Below are 18188 nucleotides of genomic sequence, written 5' to 3' on the forward strand. Positions count from 1 at the left end.
TTAACGCCAACTCCAAGACACACCGGTGTAAACACCACGTCCATCGGCAGGGGTAGAGCGTGCTGCGTCCATGCCTTTGTCGTCGTAACCCGGCGTAACGGTATTGGCATAACGACGGTTGGTGAGGTTGCGCAGGTCGACCCAGGCTTGCCAGTCCTGTTTGGGCGCGTCGTAGCCGAAGGTGGCACCGAAGGTAGTGTAAGCCGCGGCATAGTAGGAATTGGCGTAGTCCACCGCGACCCGTGAGGCATGTTCGGTGTTGAGGCTGGTGTAGAAACCCGTCGGGTGGCTGTAGCGCACCTGCGCCTGGTAATAGTGCTCGGGGATGCCAGGCAAGGTGTTGCCACCGAAACGTTCATCGTCGCGGTAGTGGAAATCGCTGAAGGTGTAGGCCTGGCGCAGGTCGAGCTTGCCGCTGGAGCCGCCGTCCCATAACGGGCTGAGCAGGCCCAGTTCCACACCCTGGTGCACGGTGGGGCTGGCGTTGGATTCGGCAATGATGGCATTGCTGGTGGAGGTCTGGGCCTGGGTTTCCACGGAGAGCAGTTCGTGGCGTACTTCGGAGCGGTAGAGGGCCAGGTCCCACTGGCCGAGCCAGGCTTCGCCGCGCCCGCCGATTTCCAGGGTGGTGGCGGTCTGATTGCGTAACTTCACACCTTCGCGCTGTAGCCCCGTGGCCGCGCCGTTGCCCGGACCGAAGTACTTGTTGGAACCCCAGATCATCGACCAGGCATGGGGCGGCTCCACCGAGCGGCTCAGGTTGGTGTACAGCTGCAGTTGCGGGGTGAAGTCGTAACGCAGGCCGATGCGCGGTGCGTAGTCCCAGTCATGCTGACTGAGCGGCGCCTGGCCTTCGGGGTAAGTCACCTGGGTTTCGCGGCGGGTGTAGATCGCGGCGAGGCCGGTGGTGAGCCATAGGTCGGGGACCAGCTCCAGGTCGTTGCCGATGTGCAGCACGGTGTCTGACCCCAGGTAGCTGTAGTCGCGGGTCTTGGTGCCGGGGGCGTAGTTGGCGGTATTGCCTGTGGGGGTGCGTACGTACTCGGAGGCGCCATTGTTGGGCATCGCCTGGGTGGTACGCAGGCCGACAGTGGTTTTGCTGGCATGGCCGAACAGGCTGTCCTGGCGGATGTAGTTGAGGGTGCCGCTGATATCGGTGTAGGCGACTTTCAGGCGGTTGCTGCCTTCGCGCAGGTCCATGGGGTAGTCGTGATAGGCCAACCCGACCTCGACCCTTGATGCGTCATCCAGTTGCAAGGTGGTCTTGTTGGCGATCCAGGTGGAGCCCGGTTGCAGGCGTTTGGAATCGCGAGCGGCATTCACGCTGTTGGCGGCACGTGGGTCATGGCTGATCTGGTAGCGCGTGAGCTTGCCGGGGGAATCGTTGGTGGTTTCGCGGTAGCGCAGGTAGAAACGCGTTTCCAGGTCCGGGTTGAAGCGGTAGCCGAAGTTGGCGGCAATGCCCTTGCCGGTGCCGGCGCTTTGATGCTGGTAACCGTCAGACTCTGAATCGGTAAGGCTGATGTAGTAGTCGGCATCCCCCAGCACCTGGCCGGAACTGATCTCGCGCTGGGCATAGCCGCGACTGCCGACCTCGTAGCGCACTTGCAGCTTGGGCGCGTCGTAGCCGGTGTGGGTGACGTAATTGACCGAGCCACCCAATGCCAACGCGCCCTGATCGAACCCGTTGGCACCGCGCAGCACTTCCACCCGGCTTTGCCACAGCGGGTCCTTGAGCTCATAGGGCGTGCCGCCGGGGCCAGTCAGCGGCAGGCCGTCGAACATCTCATACAGGCCGGAGCCATGGGCACCTGGGCTGCGGTTCAAGCCCGAGCCACGAATGGATAACTTCACCCCTTCGTTATTCGCCGCCTTGGCGTACACCCCGGCCTGGTACTTGAACACATCTTCGTTAGTGCTGACACGCCCCTGTTGCACGCTGCTCATATCGATGTAGTTGGTGCCGCCGGGCACGCTGTCGAGCTGCGCCTGGGCGATTTCGCCAGCACTGGCCTCAGCGGTAGTGACTTCGACCGGCGCCAATTGCAGGCCTTCGGCCTGTACCAGCGAGCTGAGGGTCAGGGCAGCAAAAAGGAACGGGGGTTGACGCAGCAGCATTGGGGCAGGTCCTTGGAATTCAGGAGCGTGGCAGGCCGGGCCCACCACGCGAACAGTGATGGGAAGGCAGGCACGCCCGCCAAGTCACGCCTTATTGACGGACCTGGCGGCGTCTAAAACAGTAGACAACTCGATTTAGCCGTCCGGCGCGGCCAATGCGCGCATCAGATCATCGGCTTCCGAACCTGCCGGGAAGCGGAAACCGCACATTTGCTCCGTGGCCAGAATCTCACCCAGTGCATCGCGCAACTGGGCCTCCGTGGGCGAGTCACGCAGCAGCTTGTGTGCCGGTAACAGCAACTCGGCAGAGACGCCCTGGACCGTCGCGGCATCGATCACGGCGAAGAGGATAAACCGCAAACGTATTTCGCGATCCGTGGGCCAAACCGTTTTTCGTTTACCCAAGGTAGGGCCTCGTGTTTAAGAAAAATCCGAGGCTATTGCCCACAGGCACGCGTTTCAAGCAGCAGGAGGCAAGATAGGCCGCTTCCTACACTGGAAAGGGAAACACCGCACCGTTTGAGCTATTTAAGCGCGCTGCCGCGTCTCACTGCACCGGCAGAAAATTCATCAGCAACAGGCTTTGTGCGTAATTGAGGCCGATGCGGCGGTAACGTTCATCGAGGATTTGGGTGAGCAGGTCGAGGCGCGCGACGATCTTGCCGAACTCGACAGCGAAACTGAGGTTGCTGCCCTCTTCCGATATCTCATTGGAAAACAGCAGCAATACACCGTTGGCATCCTGGCGTTGGCTGAGCAGCCAGGTGGCCTTCTCGATATTGCGGGCGGCATTGCTGACGAACTGCGGGTTGATCGAGTCAGTCACGTAAAACTGCGTGCGCCCGCCGTGGGCGGTCACGAGCATGCTGCCGATCGCGTAGATAAACGCACCGACCCGGTCGCCACGAAAGTCGGGACTCAAGGAATAACTCAGGGCAGCCAGATCACGCCGGTCTCCCAGTGCGGGCAAGGGTTGACGATTCTCGATGGCCTGACGGATTACCCGCGCCGCGCTCACCGCATCCGGGTAACCCGACTGGCGCCACTGGCTGGGGTTACGCAGGTAGAGCTTGCTCATCAGCAGGTAGAGGCTTTGCAGGTTGTCGCGCATGCCCAGGGTCGCCATGCGGTCGACGCTGGTCTGGAAGAACTCATCGGGCTTGCCGCTGCTGAACTGCCTGGCGATATCGCGGCCTTGTTGCTGGCTGCAACCCACTGCGCAGAGCGCGAACACCACGGCGAGCAACAGCGACCATAGCGAGGTAATAACAGTTGACGTTCGATCCATCGGCACCGGGTCTGATTCTGTGGGCCACCCTCGGAGTCGGGTGGCCGGGACAGGGATAGATCAACAGAATGGAAAAAAGTGCAGCCACACGGGTCAGATAAGCATAGGACTACAGGCGCTGATCTGACCCGGCACTGGATGAGCGGGGGCGTTAAAGCAGTATCGTGGCAAGCATGCCCAAGGCGCCCAGGCAGAACCCGACCAGCGCGCCGCGCCCAGGCGCTTCATGAAACAGCGACCAGACCACCACTGGTTCAAGTAGCAACAAGGACGTGACCGAGACCACGGTGACAATCCAGATGTCACCCACCGCCCTGTACCCCAGCCAATAGGCGCCCAGCAGGCAAAACCCGGCAAAACACATCACCACGACAGGCAGCACAAACGCTCCCCAGGAACCGCCGCCGGTGTGGGCCAGCCGGGCGGTTACCACCTCGCTGTAGATTGCACAAAACTCCCCGATCACCATCAACCCTAGAGCAAAAACTCCGAGTAGTTCTTTGGACATATCAAAAATTCCTTCGTATTCAGCGCGATATTTTTCAGCTCCCAGCCGGTGATGCTGGCGTCCAGGGAGGCATTGCCTTCATACGAAGTGCGTTTGAAAAGGCCTGAATTATCGAAGTACTTGTCCATGCTCGTATCCTTCAAAGGGGGTTGAGGCTCAGCGGCCCGATGCCGGGCGCGTGCTGATCATAGAGGCATCGTGATGTCATTCACAAATAGGGAATGCCGATATGTGTCTGCGGGGCTTTTAGCGCCTTGCTGACGGCAATGGCCTGCCACACAGCCACTGCCCATGCTAACCAAGCGCCGTGTCCAGAAACATCATCACCGCAAAGCCCAACATCAACCCCAAGGTGGCAGATGTCTGATGCCCATTGCGGTGGGTTTCTGGAATGACTTCGTGAGACACGACAAAAATCATCGCCCCTGCGGCAAGTCCTAATGCAATGGGATAACCCAACGCAAATCCACTTGAAATTCCCAGGCCGACCACAGCGCCCAGCGGCTCCATCAGTCCGGAGCCGATGGCAACAAGCGCGGCGCGCAATGCCGAAATACCGGTCACGCGCAGCGCCAGTGCCACTGCCAGGCCCTCAGGGATATCCTGGATGGCGATAGCGGTTGTCAGGGGCATGCCAACGGTCAGGTCTCCATGGGCAAAGCTGACACCAATGGCCATGCCCTCGGGCAGGTTATGCAGCGTGATCGCAAGAACAAACAACCAGACACGGTTGAAGCGCTCGGTCTGTGGACCTTGGCGTCCAATCTCGGCATGTTCGTGAGGTACGAAGCGGTCAAGTCCGACCATCAGCGCAACGCCAAGGGCAAGCCCCAACACGACGACGCCCGCGGCCAGCAACTGATTGCCACTGATGGCTTGAGCCGCGTCGATGCCTGGCAGGATCAATGAGAAGGAACTCGCTGCGAGCATCATCCCGGCGGCGAACCCCAGCATTACATCCTGCGTCCTCGCGCCAATATCACGCAAAAGAATTGCAGCGATGGCACCGGCTGCCGTGGCGACAAAACCACTCGCGCCCCCCAATACGGCGTAGCGAAGATGGTTTTTATCGGCATCCACAATCGCGCTATACCCGCAAACGAGCAGCAGGACAGTGACCGTCGCAAGAACCGTTCAGAATATCCTGCCTGTCCAGCCCAGTTGCGCAGCACGCCGGACGCAGCCATTCTTCAAGCCTTCAGGCGCCGTAGTCAGTTCCGACATCAGCCGCCCCGCTTGATTGAATCGCGCTGTGCAAGACGTTTCCTGAGCGCCAGTTGCTGAACGATACGCCCAGCATCACGCTCGAACGAAGCGGCTGCCGAGCGCAACAGAGCGTCCAATGCTGTTACTGAAGTCGAAGCCATATTCACGTGATCACGCCTCATGGGAATCTCCTGATTATAATTTTTCAGCTTGGGCCGCACGCCGTTATCGGCATCCAGGTTAACGCTCGCGGAACCGTCCCCTCCGTCGACAGCCAGCCCTGGCTGCTCGCCAAACTCCCAATCGTCCCCTGGCTTTAGGGCCCGCGCGCTTCTGCGACAATATTGAAGCGGAAGTCGGCCGTCGGCTCACCTCCTCACAGTTATCTGAAATGGCCCGTCAGGCAAAATTTCAAATAGATTTGGCGGTGGGTGACAAGCGGTCGAAGAGCCGAAGTAGAAAACCCAGGCAGGAAGACCAGCTGCATGCTGATCGCTACGTTGGGGATGGCGTCCACACTGGGCCAAACACCGCGCCGCTCCAGTCAGAGCCTGGGTTATCTGGTGTGCACGGCTCCACGCGATAGAAATGCTTTAATGCACGCGATACCCAGATAGCAAAGGAAAATGCGCGATGAACAAATACCTGCTGTGTTCGCTGTTGGCACTGGTCGCGGGGTGCAGCACGGGGCCCTACCTGCATCCAGAATCGTCGGTAGGCCAGAATGCCCTGCTCTCACGAACCTGCCCGGGTGCACACGCCGCAATCAGTTTTACGCCACTGTCCGAGGAGCTCAACTGGGTTCACGTGCTGGTGTATGTGGCCCCGCCGGGGACACTCAGTTGGCCGGGTAAGGTGAGGGCTACCGACACAGAACTTCGCCTGTTCGGTCGCCTGTATAAACCGCATCCGGGCAACCCCGCCACATCGCTTTGGGTAAGTGCGGCCTCGCCTGACGTAACCGTGAAACTGGCTTCGGGGCAGACGTATCAGGTCAGTATTGAGCAGTTGAAAACGGGGTTCGACCCCAAGCAAACATCCACGTCCTCGATTAAAGGCACCGCTTTGGGTAAAGGCGACATGGACGACTTCACGCTGACCTTTCCGGACATCTTCGTCAACGGTGAAAAAGTCCCCATGGCGCCGATTCACTTCAAAAAGCGCGAAGAGCGTTATGCGCCGGTGTTCAACTGCTGAATCGAATCGGTCGTGTTCATGAAGCGGAATTACCTTGCACAAAAGCCAGCTTGATCCCGAGCGCTACAAAGCGGCGGCGCTGGTATATTGAATGGTTGGCTCTTCGTCGTGTTCCCTACACCCGATGCCGCACAAGGAGCATGCGGCAACGATGGACCCTGTACATGCGTTTGAACGCCAGGTTCCTGACGTACTCGGCTGGGGTAAACATGCAATCAAACTGTGGGAGGGGGCTTGCTCCCGATGGCGGAGGGTCAGTCAGCACATCTGATACTGACCCACTGCCATCGGGAGCAAGCCCCCTCCCACATTTGGTCAATGGTGTGCTTGAGTCAGGCGCCAGACAGTGCCAGTACCACTTGCAACGAGACGGGGCCAGCAGCCTCGGGCCACCGAAAGGCAAAGGTTAAAATGCAAGGGTCTCAGATACTCCTGAACACAGCCGGGTTCACCCTCATGGAAAAACGCCCTAACCTGCTTTCATACTGTGATGCGTAGACAGCACCCCTTTCTTATCAAAAAGAAAAATCATCTGGTTGCCCCCAGAGTCCTGACAAACAACGCTCTCAGTTTCTCCGTCGACGATCCCTTGGCATGCCAGGTTCGATACATATGGACGGATTTGGCACTTCAGGGTTTTGCCATCCTGGATGATCAGGTGATGGGTGGCGGAGATGTCTTCTGGAGCAGGCTTGGGGCAGGAGCCGTCACATCAGGCACTGACGACCGAAGGTATGGCCTATCCATGATTACCTTGAGCTTGAAATAGTAGAGCGTTGCCGGTATTGATTGGAGTCACTCAGTGCAAGGAGCAGGACAGTGATCACGATTAGAGAGGCAACGATTGATGACCTTCAAACGCTCCAAGCCATCGGCATAGAGACCTACAAAGAACACTTTTCTGATATCTGGACCGATGCAGGGCTACAGACCTTCCTGAGCGAAGACTTCTCAGCATGTAAACTGCAGAAATCTATCGAATCGCCTGCCCATCATTGTTGGCTCATTGCACTCAACGAGAAGGAAGAGGCCGTGGGCTTTTCGAGGGTCAACTGGTCCAAGCCCATCCCAATGTCTGATCAGATTGGCGCCGAACTCCAAAAAATTTACTTCCTTAAGTCTCAGGCGGGTAAAGGCTACGGAAAGCAGCTTCTCCAGTTCATCCAACACGCGGCGCAAAACCGCAATGAAGGTTTCTTATGGCTGGACGTACTGAAGACCAATTCAAACGCGCAGCGCTTCTATGAGAGCTACGGATTTAGGGCGTTGAGCGAAATTCCCTTCAGCACCGACAAAGCCGAAATTGGAATGATCGTGATGTGCCACGACCTTTCCCGGTAGGCACATCATCGCTCACGCAACCAACCCAGTCCTTTGCCTGATGCTCAAGTGCCGGTCTAGCATGTGAACTACCCCACCTTGATTGAGTCAATTGCCCCTCCGAATGAACAGCGAAGACAACGGTGAAGACGAGTGAATCATCCAGGCTGATAATTGATTTGAGCCTACTTATTGGGCTCGAATTTCGCGAACATCATGCCGAAGAAAAAGCCCCCGACCATCGCCAGATAGACAGATTTATAACCGGAAACGTTATAGGCCAACCAGTAGTTGGCTGCGGTGATGACGGCGAATGCCAAGAAAAACTGCTTACGAGAAAATTGGCTTAAAAATCGACTTGCCGCCGCGTTCATAGCCTTGAGTTTATTCATTGCGCCTCCTTCCTTGAAAAATGCGGCAATCCTAACCTAGACACCTTTTGCCCGCCATGCTGCATCCGGTAACCGAAGGGCGACAGCTGCGTATGACTGCTACATGAGCATGTAACTAGGGCTTTACTGAGCTCTTGATCACCCAAACACCAACAAGAACAAACGCTGCTGATTTAGCCACGGCGAACAGAGAATCTCTTCCGGCAAACAACTCGAAAGCCGAAAATAGTAGCGAGATCGTCCCTACTACCACCAACCCATAGCCAACCGGGCGCACGTACCTGTGGAACATTTTTTCGTCTCCCTGATAAAAATGAAATTGTAGATTTCCTCACATCGTAACCTTATCAACCTTTGCGCCACCATCCGCGATCACGGAGAGCGACGCCTGAATGCACATAATCCATGAGCAACGACATGTACAAGGCCACCGCACCTGCTGTGGTTTTGATTGCGGCATCAACGACCAATAGCGGTCTATCCCAGCGTTAATCCACAATGAACAACTTCGCCCCCCTGGTGCTGAAAGATCGGTGCCCCTCAGCGTTGCTGCCCACCTGATAGCTCATCCCCGCAGTGAGTGTGAACTGACGACCATCTTCCAACTCCGTGTGCAACTCGCCTTCCAAGCACAACAGGATATGACCTCTCCAGCACCAGTGGTCGGCAAGATAACCAGGACTGTATTCAACCATCCGCACACGTGTCGAACCAAACTGGCAAGTTCGCCAATAGGCGGTACCCGTCTGTCCAACGTACTCGATAGGTTCGACGGTTGACCAATCGGTCGTACCAAACGGAACAGCGGTCAGGTCCATGTTTACCTCATCAATGAAAGGGGGTCTGCGGACCGTACTCATCCAGCGATCCTATCGATAGACACAGATGCCCCGCATTTATGAGATACAGGCGCCCAATCAAGCGTGCAACCCAGAAGCAAGCTCTCGGCCGAGGATGTGTGAAAACGTTTATCCCTGCAGAAAGGACATAACCGCTGGTGGCAGCACCTGCCTTCAGGTTATCCCAGGTCGTATTGACACCGCTTGCCGCAACACCGCCCAAGGTTTCCCCGCCGATTGAACCCAAGCCACCGCCGATATCCGTCATTGCAGCTTTAACCAGCACGGCCGTGTATGACTCATTGGCATTGAGACCATAGAAGTCCACCATGGCTCGACTTTCGGTGGTGCCATATCCGTATCGGCCGTTGAGCACACTGGTTGCAACCAAGGTTCCAGCCTCATTGAAAAGCTTCACGTTCTACGATACGTAGGTATTGTGGCCATTCGGGTTGAGGATTTTCAGGGGCAGGCTGGTGCCGGCGGCCACAGTATTGGTGTTAAGCCCCCACGCGTTCAGAGCCGAATACCTCGGCTACGGCTGCTACAACTTCCAATGCGAAGCGTGTGCGCTTCTCCACGCTGGCACCGTACTGATCCGTACGTTGGTTGGAGCCGCTCTGCAGGAACTGGTCCGGAAGGAAGCCGCCTCCACCGCTGATCTCGACGCCGTCGAAGCCTGCGATCATGGCGTTGATCGCGGCCTGATGAAATTGCTTCACGACATCGGCGACTTCCTCGGTCTTCAGCGCGCGAGGCGTGACCATTGCGATCTTGCCATTCCAGGTAAACACCTCGCCTTCGGCTTTAATCGTAGACGGCGCGACCGGTAATGCACCGTCATGAAAGTCCGGGTGCGAGATACGGCCAACGTGCCACAGTTGGAGGAAAATCAGGCCACCGGCGGCATGCACCGCGTCCGTCACCTTGCGCCAGCCTTCAATCTGTTCCTGCGAATGAATAAGCCAACGTCTTGTGGGCTTACCTGAGTTGCCTCGGACGCGAGGTATTTCCTACCAAGCCGCCCCGTGTCGAATATCGTCTTGCACCGTTGGGGCAGTCGATGCTCAATCCGTTAGGGGTGCTCATCCTTTGGGCGGATCGGCACCATGGTGATATCCACGCGGCAAGGCAGCGCTACGACGCGAACGCTGCCTTAAGCGACGTCGATAATGATGAGGAAATAGTCAGCCCTAATAACCCGGCTTAAATGACAGTAACCAGAAAATCACAAAGCGCGTTCACAGGAGGCTCGGCGCCACTGCCAAGCCTTCAAAATAGAAAAGTTTTGGAACGATTCCATAATATTTATGGGACGCCAAGCAAAAAAAGGGGGCAGCTTTAATGATATCTGGGCCTCATGTCGCACGATCAGCCTCCCAGCGCCTCTAACCCATTCCTGATAAACGGCCCGCCCCTCGCACTCTTCACTGCAGCCGCAAACGCCCTCAGTCACAATCACATCAAGCCCCGCCCCGCCGCTGTTTCCATGGCACCGATGACGGAAAAACGGTGGCCCTATCAAAAGGGACTTGCAAAGCTCGGAAGCGAAGGGCTTTAATCAGCAAGTTCAATAAACATTTCCAATTGTGACACGATAGAAAAGAACCTTTGGACACAGGTTTCATCTACTGGGGCAAGCAGTTTCCCATCTTCTCGACATGGAGGTTTACATCACATGACATTCGCACTATCCACTGATCCACACGAACTAGAATGGCTGGAAACAACTGCCATCTGCGCGCATTGCGACATCAGCGCCAATGGTGAATTCACTCAGGGTTTTGGCGTCAGGCATAAATCAACAGTTTCGCTTTTATTAGCAGAGACAAAGCACGCCAGTCTTTCTGAAAACAGCGGAAAGCTACTGCCGTTGTTAGGGGCGCTGAGTGCGATGGATCAATTCGGCACCTGCTACGATCCCTTCCCGCCGATATTTCCACCGGGAATGGAAAGCAAGTCAAGCATCATTAAGTCAGCTCATAATTTTCTCAACATCTCCGTTAACACGCCGGACAGTGATGCATTGTATGCGCTTCGGAACTCGCTTATGCACCAATCCAGCCTGATTTCCGTAGGAACACAAAGAACTCCAAAACATTATTGGTTCGAAATTAACAACACTATAGAAACTCTTTTTAAGCATGCAGAAACTGCTTGGGACGGAGAATTTAATACAAGAAACAGCAAAAACAGAACGATGGTCAACGCATCCAAGGTTTTGAATCTCGCCTTCACACTGACCACAACACTAAAAGAAAAACATGAAAAACGGGAATTAAAACTCGTTCTACCTGGCGGACTGAAAGAACTATTGACTACTTATGTAGAGCTTACGTTTGATATATCTTTTCGAGCATCCTATTTAGCGTATTTGGGCGAACACATTTATAGAGCGCTCAACACCCCTGCTGCGGGATCACAGCCTGCAAAAACTATCGTTGCTAATGCCCTACCAAAAGTAGTTAATGAAGCAGCCATCTTGTTAGCTAAAAAACTAAGCGGCGCCGAGTTAGCCAAACTGCAACAAGCTTACCCAACAGCAATGCCTAAACCTTAATAGGTTAACCGCGCAACACAGTGGTAGTGGACATTGCGCGGGAGAGGATATCTGCAGCGCCGTGTACGCAATCGCGGCCTCAGCGCTGCGTAATGCGATGGACCTGGCCTGCCTGGCTAACTTTACGCTGCGAGAAGGTTGTGAACGTTGCTGCGCAGCCGGGGTTCTTCTAAGGTAGCCCGCTTACTGACGCAGGTAAGCAAACATATGCTGTACATAATCGGCTTTCCCGAGAGGTACACCGTTATGGCGCAAGATGTTGTAAGCCGTGACCAAATGAAAGTAGAACTGTGGAGTAGCCCAGTTCACTGCGTATTCGCTACCGGTCATATCGAAGGCCATGCCGTTTGGTAATTCGATAGCAATTTTACGCTCGGCCCCTTCATCTATTTGAGCTCGGTCCGCCGACTCAAGAAGTGCCAACGTGCGTTCGATTATTACCTTCGCTGCCGTCAAGTCTTCGGGAGGAGTGAGCGATAGCGCAGGCTGTTGGGTAAGTCGCTGAACCGCTTCCTGCGCTTGAGTGCAAGCGTACTGAATCTGCCGGGCTAGATCGTGCATATCCGGGGCTAATCGAGCACCCAGCAGAACCTTCGGGTCATAACCGCTCTTTAGAGCAGCAGCCTCGCCCTTAGACAAGAGTGACGACAGCGCTCGCAGCATTTGCGCAAAACAGGGGATGGTAACTGAGTAGACCGACATGTCGTTTCCCTAAGTAGTCATTCCTAGCGGGCAAAAAGGATGTGCCTTTCACCCGGACAACAGCCTGAATACTAGCAGACTGTTGACATTCTTCCGCCGGCACGCCCCGCGGCCCCTTCTCAACCTCTATCACGTCAGCACACCTCCCGGCGTCCTGCCAACAAAATAATTTACTTTCAAACACGTTCAAGCGAATCTCATTTAAGAATCACCTTATTCCTGCCTAAGTTCATACTGTTACGGTCACTATGAACAACGAGGCTCACGAGGCATTCATCAAGCTGATTCTGGCGGTACTGATGGGGCCTGAATAACAGCTACTTGCAGGCTACAGACCAAAGCTGGTCCAGCTTGGTGGTGTAACTCTGGCTCATCATCTCTCGACGCATACCCCAGTCGGGATTGGTGGGCACGCTAGCAGAACGAAGCGTCCCCCTTCCCCACCTCTCGTTGATCTGATCAAGGACAGTCATAACCTGTGTTGCGTCGGTCGGCTGCGATACTGCAAAAAGATCATCGGTGTATTCGCCTGGCTGACATAGGTTGAGCAGCATCACTTCAGCCTTGCTGTAGTTGAAACCTGGCCGGAAGATCCGGTCAAGCGCGTCCACCACCGCCTTCGTGAGCAGGCGCACGTCATCGGTAGGGTATGGCATATCTACCACCACGCCATTGGCGTATTTGGCCTCCTGCGGGTTGAACATGCCTGTACGGATGCAGACGCGGACCTTTTTGCAAAGCGCGTTTTGGGCTCGCAGCTTCTCGGACGCCCGCATCATGTAGGTGGCCACCGCCTCCTTGATCGGCGGCAGGTCGGTCAGCCGTTTGCCGAACATCCGGCTGCAACAGATTTCCTGCTTTGGTGGGTCAGGCTCATCAAGCTCCAGGCACGACGTACCAGCCAGTTCACGCGCCGTCTTCTCGATCACTACGCTGAATTTCTTGCGCAGCGTCCAAGGATCCGCCTTGGCGAGGTCCATCGCTGATTTTATGCCCATGGCGTCAAGGTGGAGTTTCATTTTGCGGCCCACGCCCCACACTTCGCAGACGTCAGTATTGCGCAGTACCCAATCGCGCTTGACCGGATCGGTGATGTTCACCACGCCACCTGTCTGAGCTTGCAGTCGCTTTGCCGTGTGGTTGGCGAGCTTGGCCAAGGTTTTGGTGCTCGCTATTCCAACCCCCACGGGGATGCCAGTGCAGCGCAGCACCCGCTCCCTGATCTGACGCCCCAAAGCATCCAGCTCGGGAATACCCGATAGATCAGCAAACGCCTCATCTATTTAAGGGTAAGGTTGCTGCCTATGGACACCCTGTAGGCCTCTGTATTACAAGGTTTCGGCAGAACATCATATGCCCATGGGCACCAATATTTTCTTGTGCGAAATACTTCTTTTTGTCCATGGGCAGCGTTAAATCGAAATAAGAGCGCATGGGATGCTCGCCCATCCATAGTCGCTGGGCTAAATTGCCTTGGCGTTGTCAGAGCTTTGGGCATTTCAGAGTGCAACGCGATGCCTGAAAACCAAGCAACATCTCTCGACTCTGTACGAAAAGTATTGCCTTATGTACCGCATGGCACACATCCAGAGAAAACACGTTTGCTACGGTTTCGCTGGTTCGCGGTGGAGGATCGCAAGAAGCGTGGGGAAGGAAAACCGACTTCCTCGGGTTCACGCATTTCTGTAGTCAAGCCAAGAATGGGATGTTCGAGGTCGGACGAGTGACCATCGCCAAGCGTATGAGAGCAACACTCAAAGAGATACGCGGACAACTGCATAAGCGTAGGCACGAACCGATTCCCGTGATCGGAAAGTGGCTGAATCGACTGTTTACGGGTTGCTGCAATTACTACCATGTGCCCGGTAACACAAAACGGCTTGATGCTTTTCGCCGTGAAGTTATCGGAGCCTGGAGGCAGGCCCTCAAACGACGGAGTCAGCGACACCGACTGAATTGGGAGCGAATGACTGCGCTTGCAAGGTTGTTCATCCCGTATCCGCGTGAGCTAACAATGCATCCTTATCCCATAACTCGTTTCGGCGTCAAGACCCAAGGCAGGAGCCGTATGCGGTAATTCTGCACGTAAGGATCTGTGCGGGGGGGGTGGCAGGCGACTGCCATTCCTACCGCGACCTTTCGTACAGAGCCTAGGCTCAGTGGTCCCACCTTTCAAGGAACTGTGGATCGTGCAACACCGCCAATCCTCGCAAGCGTGAAGGGGGCGAGTAACTCGGAGCGGGAGCATTCCTCGATTCACTCAATCCATAAAGAGCGCTCACGGTCCCCATCCCAGCAAGACCCGGGGACGCGTCGGAAATCTTGGAAATAGGTCTGCTCAGGCCAGAGGAATAAAAAGAGCTGGCCGCAAAAGCAGATTTATATGTTAAGGCGGATTTAGATGCAGTAAATGAAGCAATAGGGTTTAAGGTTTTTTCTGTTTTCTGTTGAGATATATGAGCAGTTTTGAGAGACTCTTCTCGAATCATGCTATTCCGATTGTTTGATATCTCTTGGTCCCTAAGAAGCTCTTTCGACTTCCCATGCCGAACTGCTGCTCGGTGCTTAATCTCCCGGTAATTCTGAGACAATGTTTCTTTATAGTTCTTTGAACGCTGATATAGATAATCATTTTCCGCAAAGTGTGGTTGCAACCTCTCAAACATATAATCAAATGGATTAACACTAACCTTTTTTGGTTCTTCTCCCGAACTAAATCCCTCACGATACTTTAGCACGGGGTTCTCGATTAAAGCGTTACAATTGTGGGCTGATATGGCCTCCTCTTGGAGTTTTAGTAAGTTTTCTCCAAAATTTTGAAGATACTTTCTGTGTGAGGAAGGCCGTACATAGGCCTGCGAGCCGTTAATTCCAAATGCTTTAGTTAATCGCATGAAATTTTCACGATCACTTAGGCTAAGGTTTTTCAAGAAGCCTCTTTCACTTAACACGAGAATAGCATTAATTGAGGATTCAAGGCTTCCCGCGGTGCCTTTTATAACCTTGTCAAGGTATTTATTTATTTCGCCGACAAGCGTTTCGGGTCTTCCAAAAATGTCAAAGCGATTCATATTACTTCGGAGCGTATCCGTAATCAGACTATTGTCCAAACCATTCGACAACATGACCACCGTAGAGAGAGTATTACCGCCCCAGGCAGCATCCAGATTCTTGGCAGCGTCAATCATAAACTTGCTCATGGATTTAAATAGCGAGCCCCTTAGTTCGGGTGAAAAATTTCCATCTTTAGTGAAACGGCATACGTCGACACAACAATTGGTCAGCAGCACATCATAATGAGTTAGTGCTAGAGCCTTATATTTAGAATAAGGGCTGTCATTTAATCTTACGATACTGGAAATTTCACTCAGGATATTTTGTATGTTTTTTTCAATATTTTGAGGCAGAAACTTATCCGCAACACTCTGCAATGCTCTTACTACTGAGCTTGTTTGCACCGCCAGATGAGAATTGAGGTTTTCACCCTCCATATTAGGTGAACACATACTCGCCTCGGCTTTCACTGTAGACGATTTTATTTTATTTTCAGCATAGGTACGTGCTAAACCTAAGAGATTCGATCCGGATAACGTGACATATGGTGATAGGCATCCCGCTGGCAGGCCGTGGGCTCTTTCATACTCTGGGCGCTTTAGTCCATTAGGCTGCTTATTAAATACTATGGCGTGTTTACATAACTCATCGTCAGATTGAGAGCTGACCTCCGCCGCATTACCTGCCGTTGAGATAGCCCTATCACTTGTGCTTATAAGAATGCCCTCTTTGACAGCCGGTTTCAATACGTCACACTCAGTGATACTCTCAAAACTCAAGCGAGCTAAGCCACCGGTTATTTCTTGAATGTCTATTGTCTCCTCGAGCTCGATTTCAGGAATCTCACGTTTTCTACTTGTACTAGGCGAGAATGAGAGTGGTGAGCGCTGAAGATCCAGTATTTTTTCTGTCAATTTTACTTTTTTTTTAATAAAATCAAATTCCCTCTGTATATTGATGAGGAACCTGTGTTTTTAGCTAAGTAGTCCCAAGAAGTATCTATATTGTTGGTGACTCCACTAATATGATTTTCATTGTTGCGATCAACAACTAAATCTTGGCTTACTAATACAGTTCTACCTTCTAAAAGGAAGCTCTCAGCAGTTTGGCGAACACACACATCCTCTAATTGACCCATTAGCACGACTGGGTTGCATGGAAATTTTTCAATGAATTGCTCGATGCTTAAAATATTATCTGAGTTTTCTATTTGCTCCATATCATTGGGCGAAATATTAATGCTCGAGTTAAAAATACTTTCGCTGTCTTTAATCATTCTCCAGTTATTAGGGGCTGACCTGATAGCGTGCCTAAGCGTGGAGTAAGTACGTGTTTCGTTTGCAAGTTGCACAAGGGTTTTGTTCTTTGGCATTCCGTAAAAGCCGCTGTACAAATAATTCACATCGATTATGCTTAGTTTGTTTTCTTTTGCGAACTCAAGTGTTTTAAGGTGATTTTTTTCAGTTTTTGCGTTTGTTCTGATGTTGTTTTTTCTTGATAGAATTTTTTTTAATCCTGAACTAACATTTTTTAGTCGCTGCATGTCAATCATAATAAAAATGGGGGGCGCAAGATTATTTTCTTGAAGGTCTTTTGTGATTTCTTGGATTGTTTTGTACGGCTTAGCCGTCGATAAATTGTATGTATTCTCCCCGAGCGACGTGTCATTCCCATACTTACTTTTTAAGAAGCTAATTATCCAATTGTCCGGCCTGGTATTTGCGAGGTTAGCATTTTCAGTTCCACCAATTTTAGTTAGATTTACTGTGTTTTTATGTGGGGTATCTTTCTCGCTTTTCGTTTGTTTGTCTTTATATAATGGCATTTTTGTATCCGGCCTTAAGTGATGAGTGATAGTTAAGGATGGTCTGAAATAGCCGAATGTTTTCCGGCTATCGAGCCGTCAGTACTTTTCAAAAAACGACCCCGGTCGAAATTTGATCCATTATCTTCATTATTCAGCTCTTCCGGGCGCAGCAAGGCGCTTCGCAGCGCCCATTTGCTGCATTATGCGCGCACCTCTCCTGTGCCCGCCAATAAATGTCGACGAGCCATCCACAGGTTTGACAGGGCGAACAACGTCACCATCTGAGCCGTGTTCTTGGCCAACCCTCAAAAGCGCACCTTTTCATAGCCAAACTGGCGCTTGATCACCCGAAACGGGTGCTCGACCTTCTCACGAACCTGAGCCTTGGCTTTCTCGATCTGCGTATCGCTTTGTACAAGGCACTCTGTTTTCCATGCTTTTATAAGTGCTGCGCCGGGCTGCAATCTGCCAAATAACCTCACGCCCCTCGTGCTCTTCGCGCTTCTCGACCCCGGTATAACCCGCGTCGGCGCAGATTACGTTTTTTTCGCTATCCAGCAGTTTGTCGACCTGCGTGACGTCCGCCACGTTGGCCGCCGTGACCATCACGCTATGAACCAAGCCAGACTCATCGTCGACCCCGATGTGGGCCTTGGCGCCGAAGTAATATTGGTTGCCTTTCTTGGTCTGATGCATTTCCGGATCGCGTTTGCCGTTCTTGTTTTTGGTCGAACTCGGGGCGTGAATGATCGTTGCATCGACCACGGTACCTTGGCGCAGCATCAAACCACGATCACCCAAATAGCCGTTGATAACCTGCAAAATCCCGCCTGCCAGTTCGTGTTTTTCCAACAAGCGCCGGAAGTTGAGAATGGTGGTTTCATCAGGAATCCGATCCAGACTCAATCCCGCAAACTGGCGCAGGATCGTCGTTTCGTACAACGCTTCCTCCATCGCCGGATCGCTGTAGCCGAACCAGTTTTGCATCAGATGTATGCGCAGCACCGCCATTAACGGATAGGCCGGACGGCCACCGTCGCCCTTGGGTGAGGCTCGATCAGATTGATCAATCCCTTCCAGGGCACGAACTGATTCATCTCGATCAGGAAACGCTCTTTACGTGTTTGCTTGCGTTTGCCAGCGTACTCGGCGTCGGCGAAGGTCATCTGCTTCATCAGGCGTCTCGGCGGTTGAGAT

Annotated in this window: 18 protein-coding genes and 3 pseudogenes; 5 read left to right on the plus strand and 16 right to left on the minus strand. The window is 53.4% G+C overall.

What is annotated here, in order from left to right:
- From KVH01_RS17845 to KVH01_RS17875, 7 genes are all read right to left on the minus strand, one after another.
- Entirely contained in the window at positions 1-2118 is a 2118-nt protein-coding gene (locus tag KVH01_RS17845; protein WP_217882311.1) for a TonB-dependent receptor family protein, read from the minus strand.
- Positions 2119-2253: 135 nt separating this feature from the next.
- Positions 2254-2523: a hypothetical protein gene (locus KVH01_RS17850; protein ID WP_124356155.1), complete on the minus strand. Its 270-nt coding sequence runs from the start codon at positions 2521-2523 to the stop codon at positions 2254-2256.
- A gap of 142 nt (positions 2524-2665) precedes the next feature.
- Positions 2666-3406: a hypothetical protein gene (locus KVH01_RS17855; protein WP_043046709.1), complete on the minus strand. Its 741-nt coding sequence runs from the start codon at positions 3404-3406 to the stop codon at positions 2666-2668.
- A gap of 151 nt (positions 3407-3557) precedes the next feature.
- Positions 3558-3875, minus strand: coding sequence for a hypothetical protein (locus KVH01_RS17860; RefSeq protein ID WP_046068601.1), 318 nt, complete (start codon positions 3873-3875; stop codon positions 3558-3560).
- A 5-nt stretch (positions 3876-3880) separates the two neighbouring features.
- Positions 3881-4042, minus strand: coding sequence for a hypothetical protein (locus tag KVH01_RS17865; protein ID WP_164484442.1), 162 nt, complete (start codon positions 4040-4042; stop codon positions 3881-3883).
- 166 nt (positions 4043-4208) lie between these two features.
- Positions 4209-5024 (minus strand): ZIP family metal transporter, encoded by an 816-nt coding sequence (locus tag KVH01_RS17870; protein WP_217882467.1) that lies wholly within the window; start codon positions 5022-5024, stop codon positions 4209-4211.
- Positions 5025-5137: 113 nt separating this feature from the next.
- Positions 5138-5302: a hypothetical protein gene (locus KVH01_RS17875; RefSeq protein WP_217882312.1), complete on the minus strand. Its 165-nt coding sequence runs from the start codon at positions 5300-5302 to the stop codon at positions 5138-5140.
- A 287-nt stretch (positions 5303-5589) separates the two neighbouring features.
- On the opposite strand from KVH01_RS17875, the pseudogene KVH01_RS29965 reads away from it, so the two are divergent.
- From KVH01_RS29965 to KVH01_RS17885, 3 genes and pseudogenes are all read left to right on the plus strand, one after another.
- Positions 5590-5678, plus strand: a pseudogene (locus KVH01_RS29965) (DUF159 family protein); the annotation flags it as partial.
- Positions 5679-5753: 75 nt separating this feature from the next.
- Entirely contained in the window at positions 5754-6317 is a 564-nt protein-coding gene (locus tag KVH01_RS17880; protein ID WP_217882313.1) for a hypothetical protein, read from the plus strand.
- Positions 6318-7136: 819 nt separating this feature from the next.
- Entirely contained in the window at positions 7137-7658 is a 522-nt protein-coding gene (locus KVH01_RS17885; protein WP_217882314.1) for a GNAT family N-acetyltransferase, read from the plus strand.
- Between the two features lie 164 nt (positions 7659-7822).
- On the opposite strand, the gene KVH01_RS17890 is transcribed toward KVH01_RS17885, so the two are convergent.
- From KVH01_RS17890 to KVH01_RS17905, 4 genes are all read right to left on the minus strand, one after another.
- A complete protein-coding gene (locus KVH01_RS17890; RefSeq protein WP_046068607.1) occupies positions 7823-8029 on the minus strand; it encodes a hypothetical protein in 207 nt (68 codons plus the stop codon).
- 488 nt (positions 8030-8517) lie between these two features.
- Positions 8518-8847 carry a DHCW motif cupin fold protein gene (locus KVH01_RS17895; RefSeq protein WP_043046730.1) on the minus strand — a complete coding sequence of 110 codons (330 nt, stop codon included), beginning with the start codon at positions 8845-8847 and terminating at the stop codon, positions 8518-8520.
- Positions 8848-8857: 10 nt separating this feature from the next.
- Positions 8858-9286, minus strand: coding sequence for a hypothetical protein (locus KVH01_RS17900; RefSeq protein WP_217882315.1), 429 nt, complete (start codon positions 9284-9286; stop codon positions 8858-8860).
- 82 nt (positions 9287-9368) lie between these two features.
- Positions 9369-9794: an oxidoreductase gene (locus tag KVH01_RS17905; protein ID WP_318836579.1), complete on the minus strand. Its 426-nt coding sequence runs from the start codon at positions 9792-9794 to the stop codon at positions 9369-9371.
- 47 nt (positions 9795-9841) lie between these two features.
- Between KVH01_RS17905 and KVH01_RS30670 the strand changes: the two genes are divergently transcribed.
- On the plus strand, positions 9842-10078 hold the full coding sequence (locus tag KVH01_RS30670) for a winged helix-turn-helix transcriptional regulator (protein WP_217882316.1): 237 nt from the start codon (positions 9842-9844) through the stop codon (positions 10076-10078).
- Positions 10079-10546: 468 nt separating this feature from the next.
- Entirely contained in the window at positions 10547-11428 is an 882-nt protein-coding gene (locus tag KVH01_RS17915) for a hypothetical protein (protein WP_217882317.1), read from the plus strand.
- Positions 11429-11611: 183 nt separating this feature from the next.
- Here the strand turns inward: KVH01_RS17915 and KVH01_RS17920 are convergent, their stop codons facing one another.
- The 5 genes and pseudogenes from KVH01_RS17920 to KVH01_RS17940 form a co-directional block, all read right to left on the minus strand.
- Positions 11612-12130 (minus strand): DUF1993 domain-containing protein, encoded by a 519-nt coding sequence (locus KVH01_RS17920; RefSeq protein WP_217882318.1) that lies wholly within the window; start codon positions 12128-12130, stop codon positions 11612-11614.
- A gap of 317 nt (positions 12131-12447) precedes the next feature.
- A pseudogene (locus KVH01_RS17925) lies at positions 12448-13413 on the minus strand (DUF4113 domain-containing protein); the annotation flags it as partial.
- Between the two features lie 873 nt (positions 13414-14286).
- Positions 14287-16098 carry a hypothetical protein gene (locus KVH01_RS17930; protein WP_217882319.1) on the minus strand — a complete coding sequence of 604 codons (1812 nt, stop codon included), beginning with the start codon at positions 16096-16098 and terminating at the stop codon, positions 14287-14289.
- A 2-nt stretch (positions 16099-16100) separates the two neighbouring features.
- Positions 16101-17009: a cysteine hydrolase family protein gene (locus KVH01_RS17935; RefSeq protein ID WP_217882320.1), complete on the minus strand. Its 909-nt coding sequence runs from the start codon at positions 17007-17009 to the stop codon at positions 16101-16103.
- Between the two features lie 182 nt (positions 17010-17191).
- Positions 17192-18166, minus strand: a pseudogene (locus KVH01_RS17940) (IS5 family transposase).
- Between the last annotated feature and the right edge of the window lie 22 nt (positions 18167-18188).

This window comes from Pseudomonas khavaziana (assembly GCF_019145205.1).
Lineage (GTDB): Bacteria > Pseudomonadota > Gammaproteobacteria > Pseudomonadales > Pseudomonadaceae > Aquipseudomonas > Aquipseudomonas khavaziana.

What these genes read in the sequence shown, in the direction of transcription:
- KVH01_RS17845 (WP_217882311.1), bottom strand. Translation starts at nt 2,118, where the DNA reads ATGCTGCTGCGTCAACCCCCGTTCCTTTTTGCTGCCCTGACCCTCAGC.
- KVH01_RS17855 (WP_043046709.1), bottom strand. Translation starts at nt 3,406, where the DNA reads ATGGATCGAACGTCAACTGTTATTACCTCGCTATGGTCGCTGTTGCTC.
- KVH01_RS17860 (WP_046068601.1), bottom strand. Translation starts at nt 3,875, where the DNA reads ATGGTGATCGGGGAGTTTTGTGCAATCTACAGCGAGGTGGTAACCGCC.
- KVH01_RS17865 (WP_164484442.1), bottom strand. Translation starts at nt 4,042, where the DNA reads ATGGACAAGTACTTCGATAATTCAGGCCTTTTCAAACGCACTTCGTAT.
- KVH01_RS17875 (WP_217882312.1), bottom strand. Translation starts at nt 5,302, where the DNA reads ATGAGGCGTGATCACGTGAATATGGCTTCGACTTCAGTAACAGCATTG.
- KVH01_RS17880 (WP_217882313.1), top strand. Translation starts at nt 5,754, where the DNA reads ATGAACAAATACCTGCTGTGTTCGCTGTTGGCACTGGTCGCGGGGTGC.
- KVH01_RS17890 (WP_046068607.1), bottom strand. Translation starts at nt 8,029, where the DNA reads ATGAATAAACTCAAGGCTATGAACGCGGCGGCAAGTCGATTTTTAAGC.
- KVH01_RS17895 (WP_043046730.1), bottom strand. Translation starts at nt 8,847, where the DNA reads ATGGACCTGACCGCTGTTCCGTTTGGTACGACCGATTGGTCAACCGTC.
- KVH01_RS17915 (WP_217882317.1), top strand. Translation starts at nt 10,547, where the DNA reads ATGACATTCGCACTATCCACTGATCCACACGAACTAGAATGGCTGGAA.
- KVH01_RS17920 (WP_217882318.1), bottom strand. Translation starts at nt 12,130, where the DNA reads ATGTCGGTCTACTCAGTTACCATCCCCTGTTTTGCGCAAATGCTGCGA.
- KVH01_RS17935 (WP_217882320.1), bottom strand. Translation starts at nt 17,009, where the DNA reads ATGCCATTATATAAAGACAAACAAACGAAAAGCGAGAAAGATACCCCA.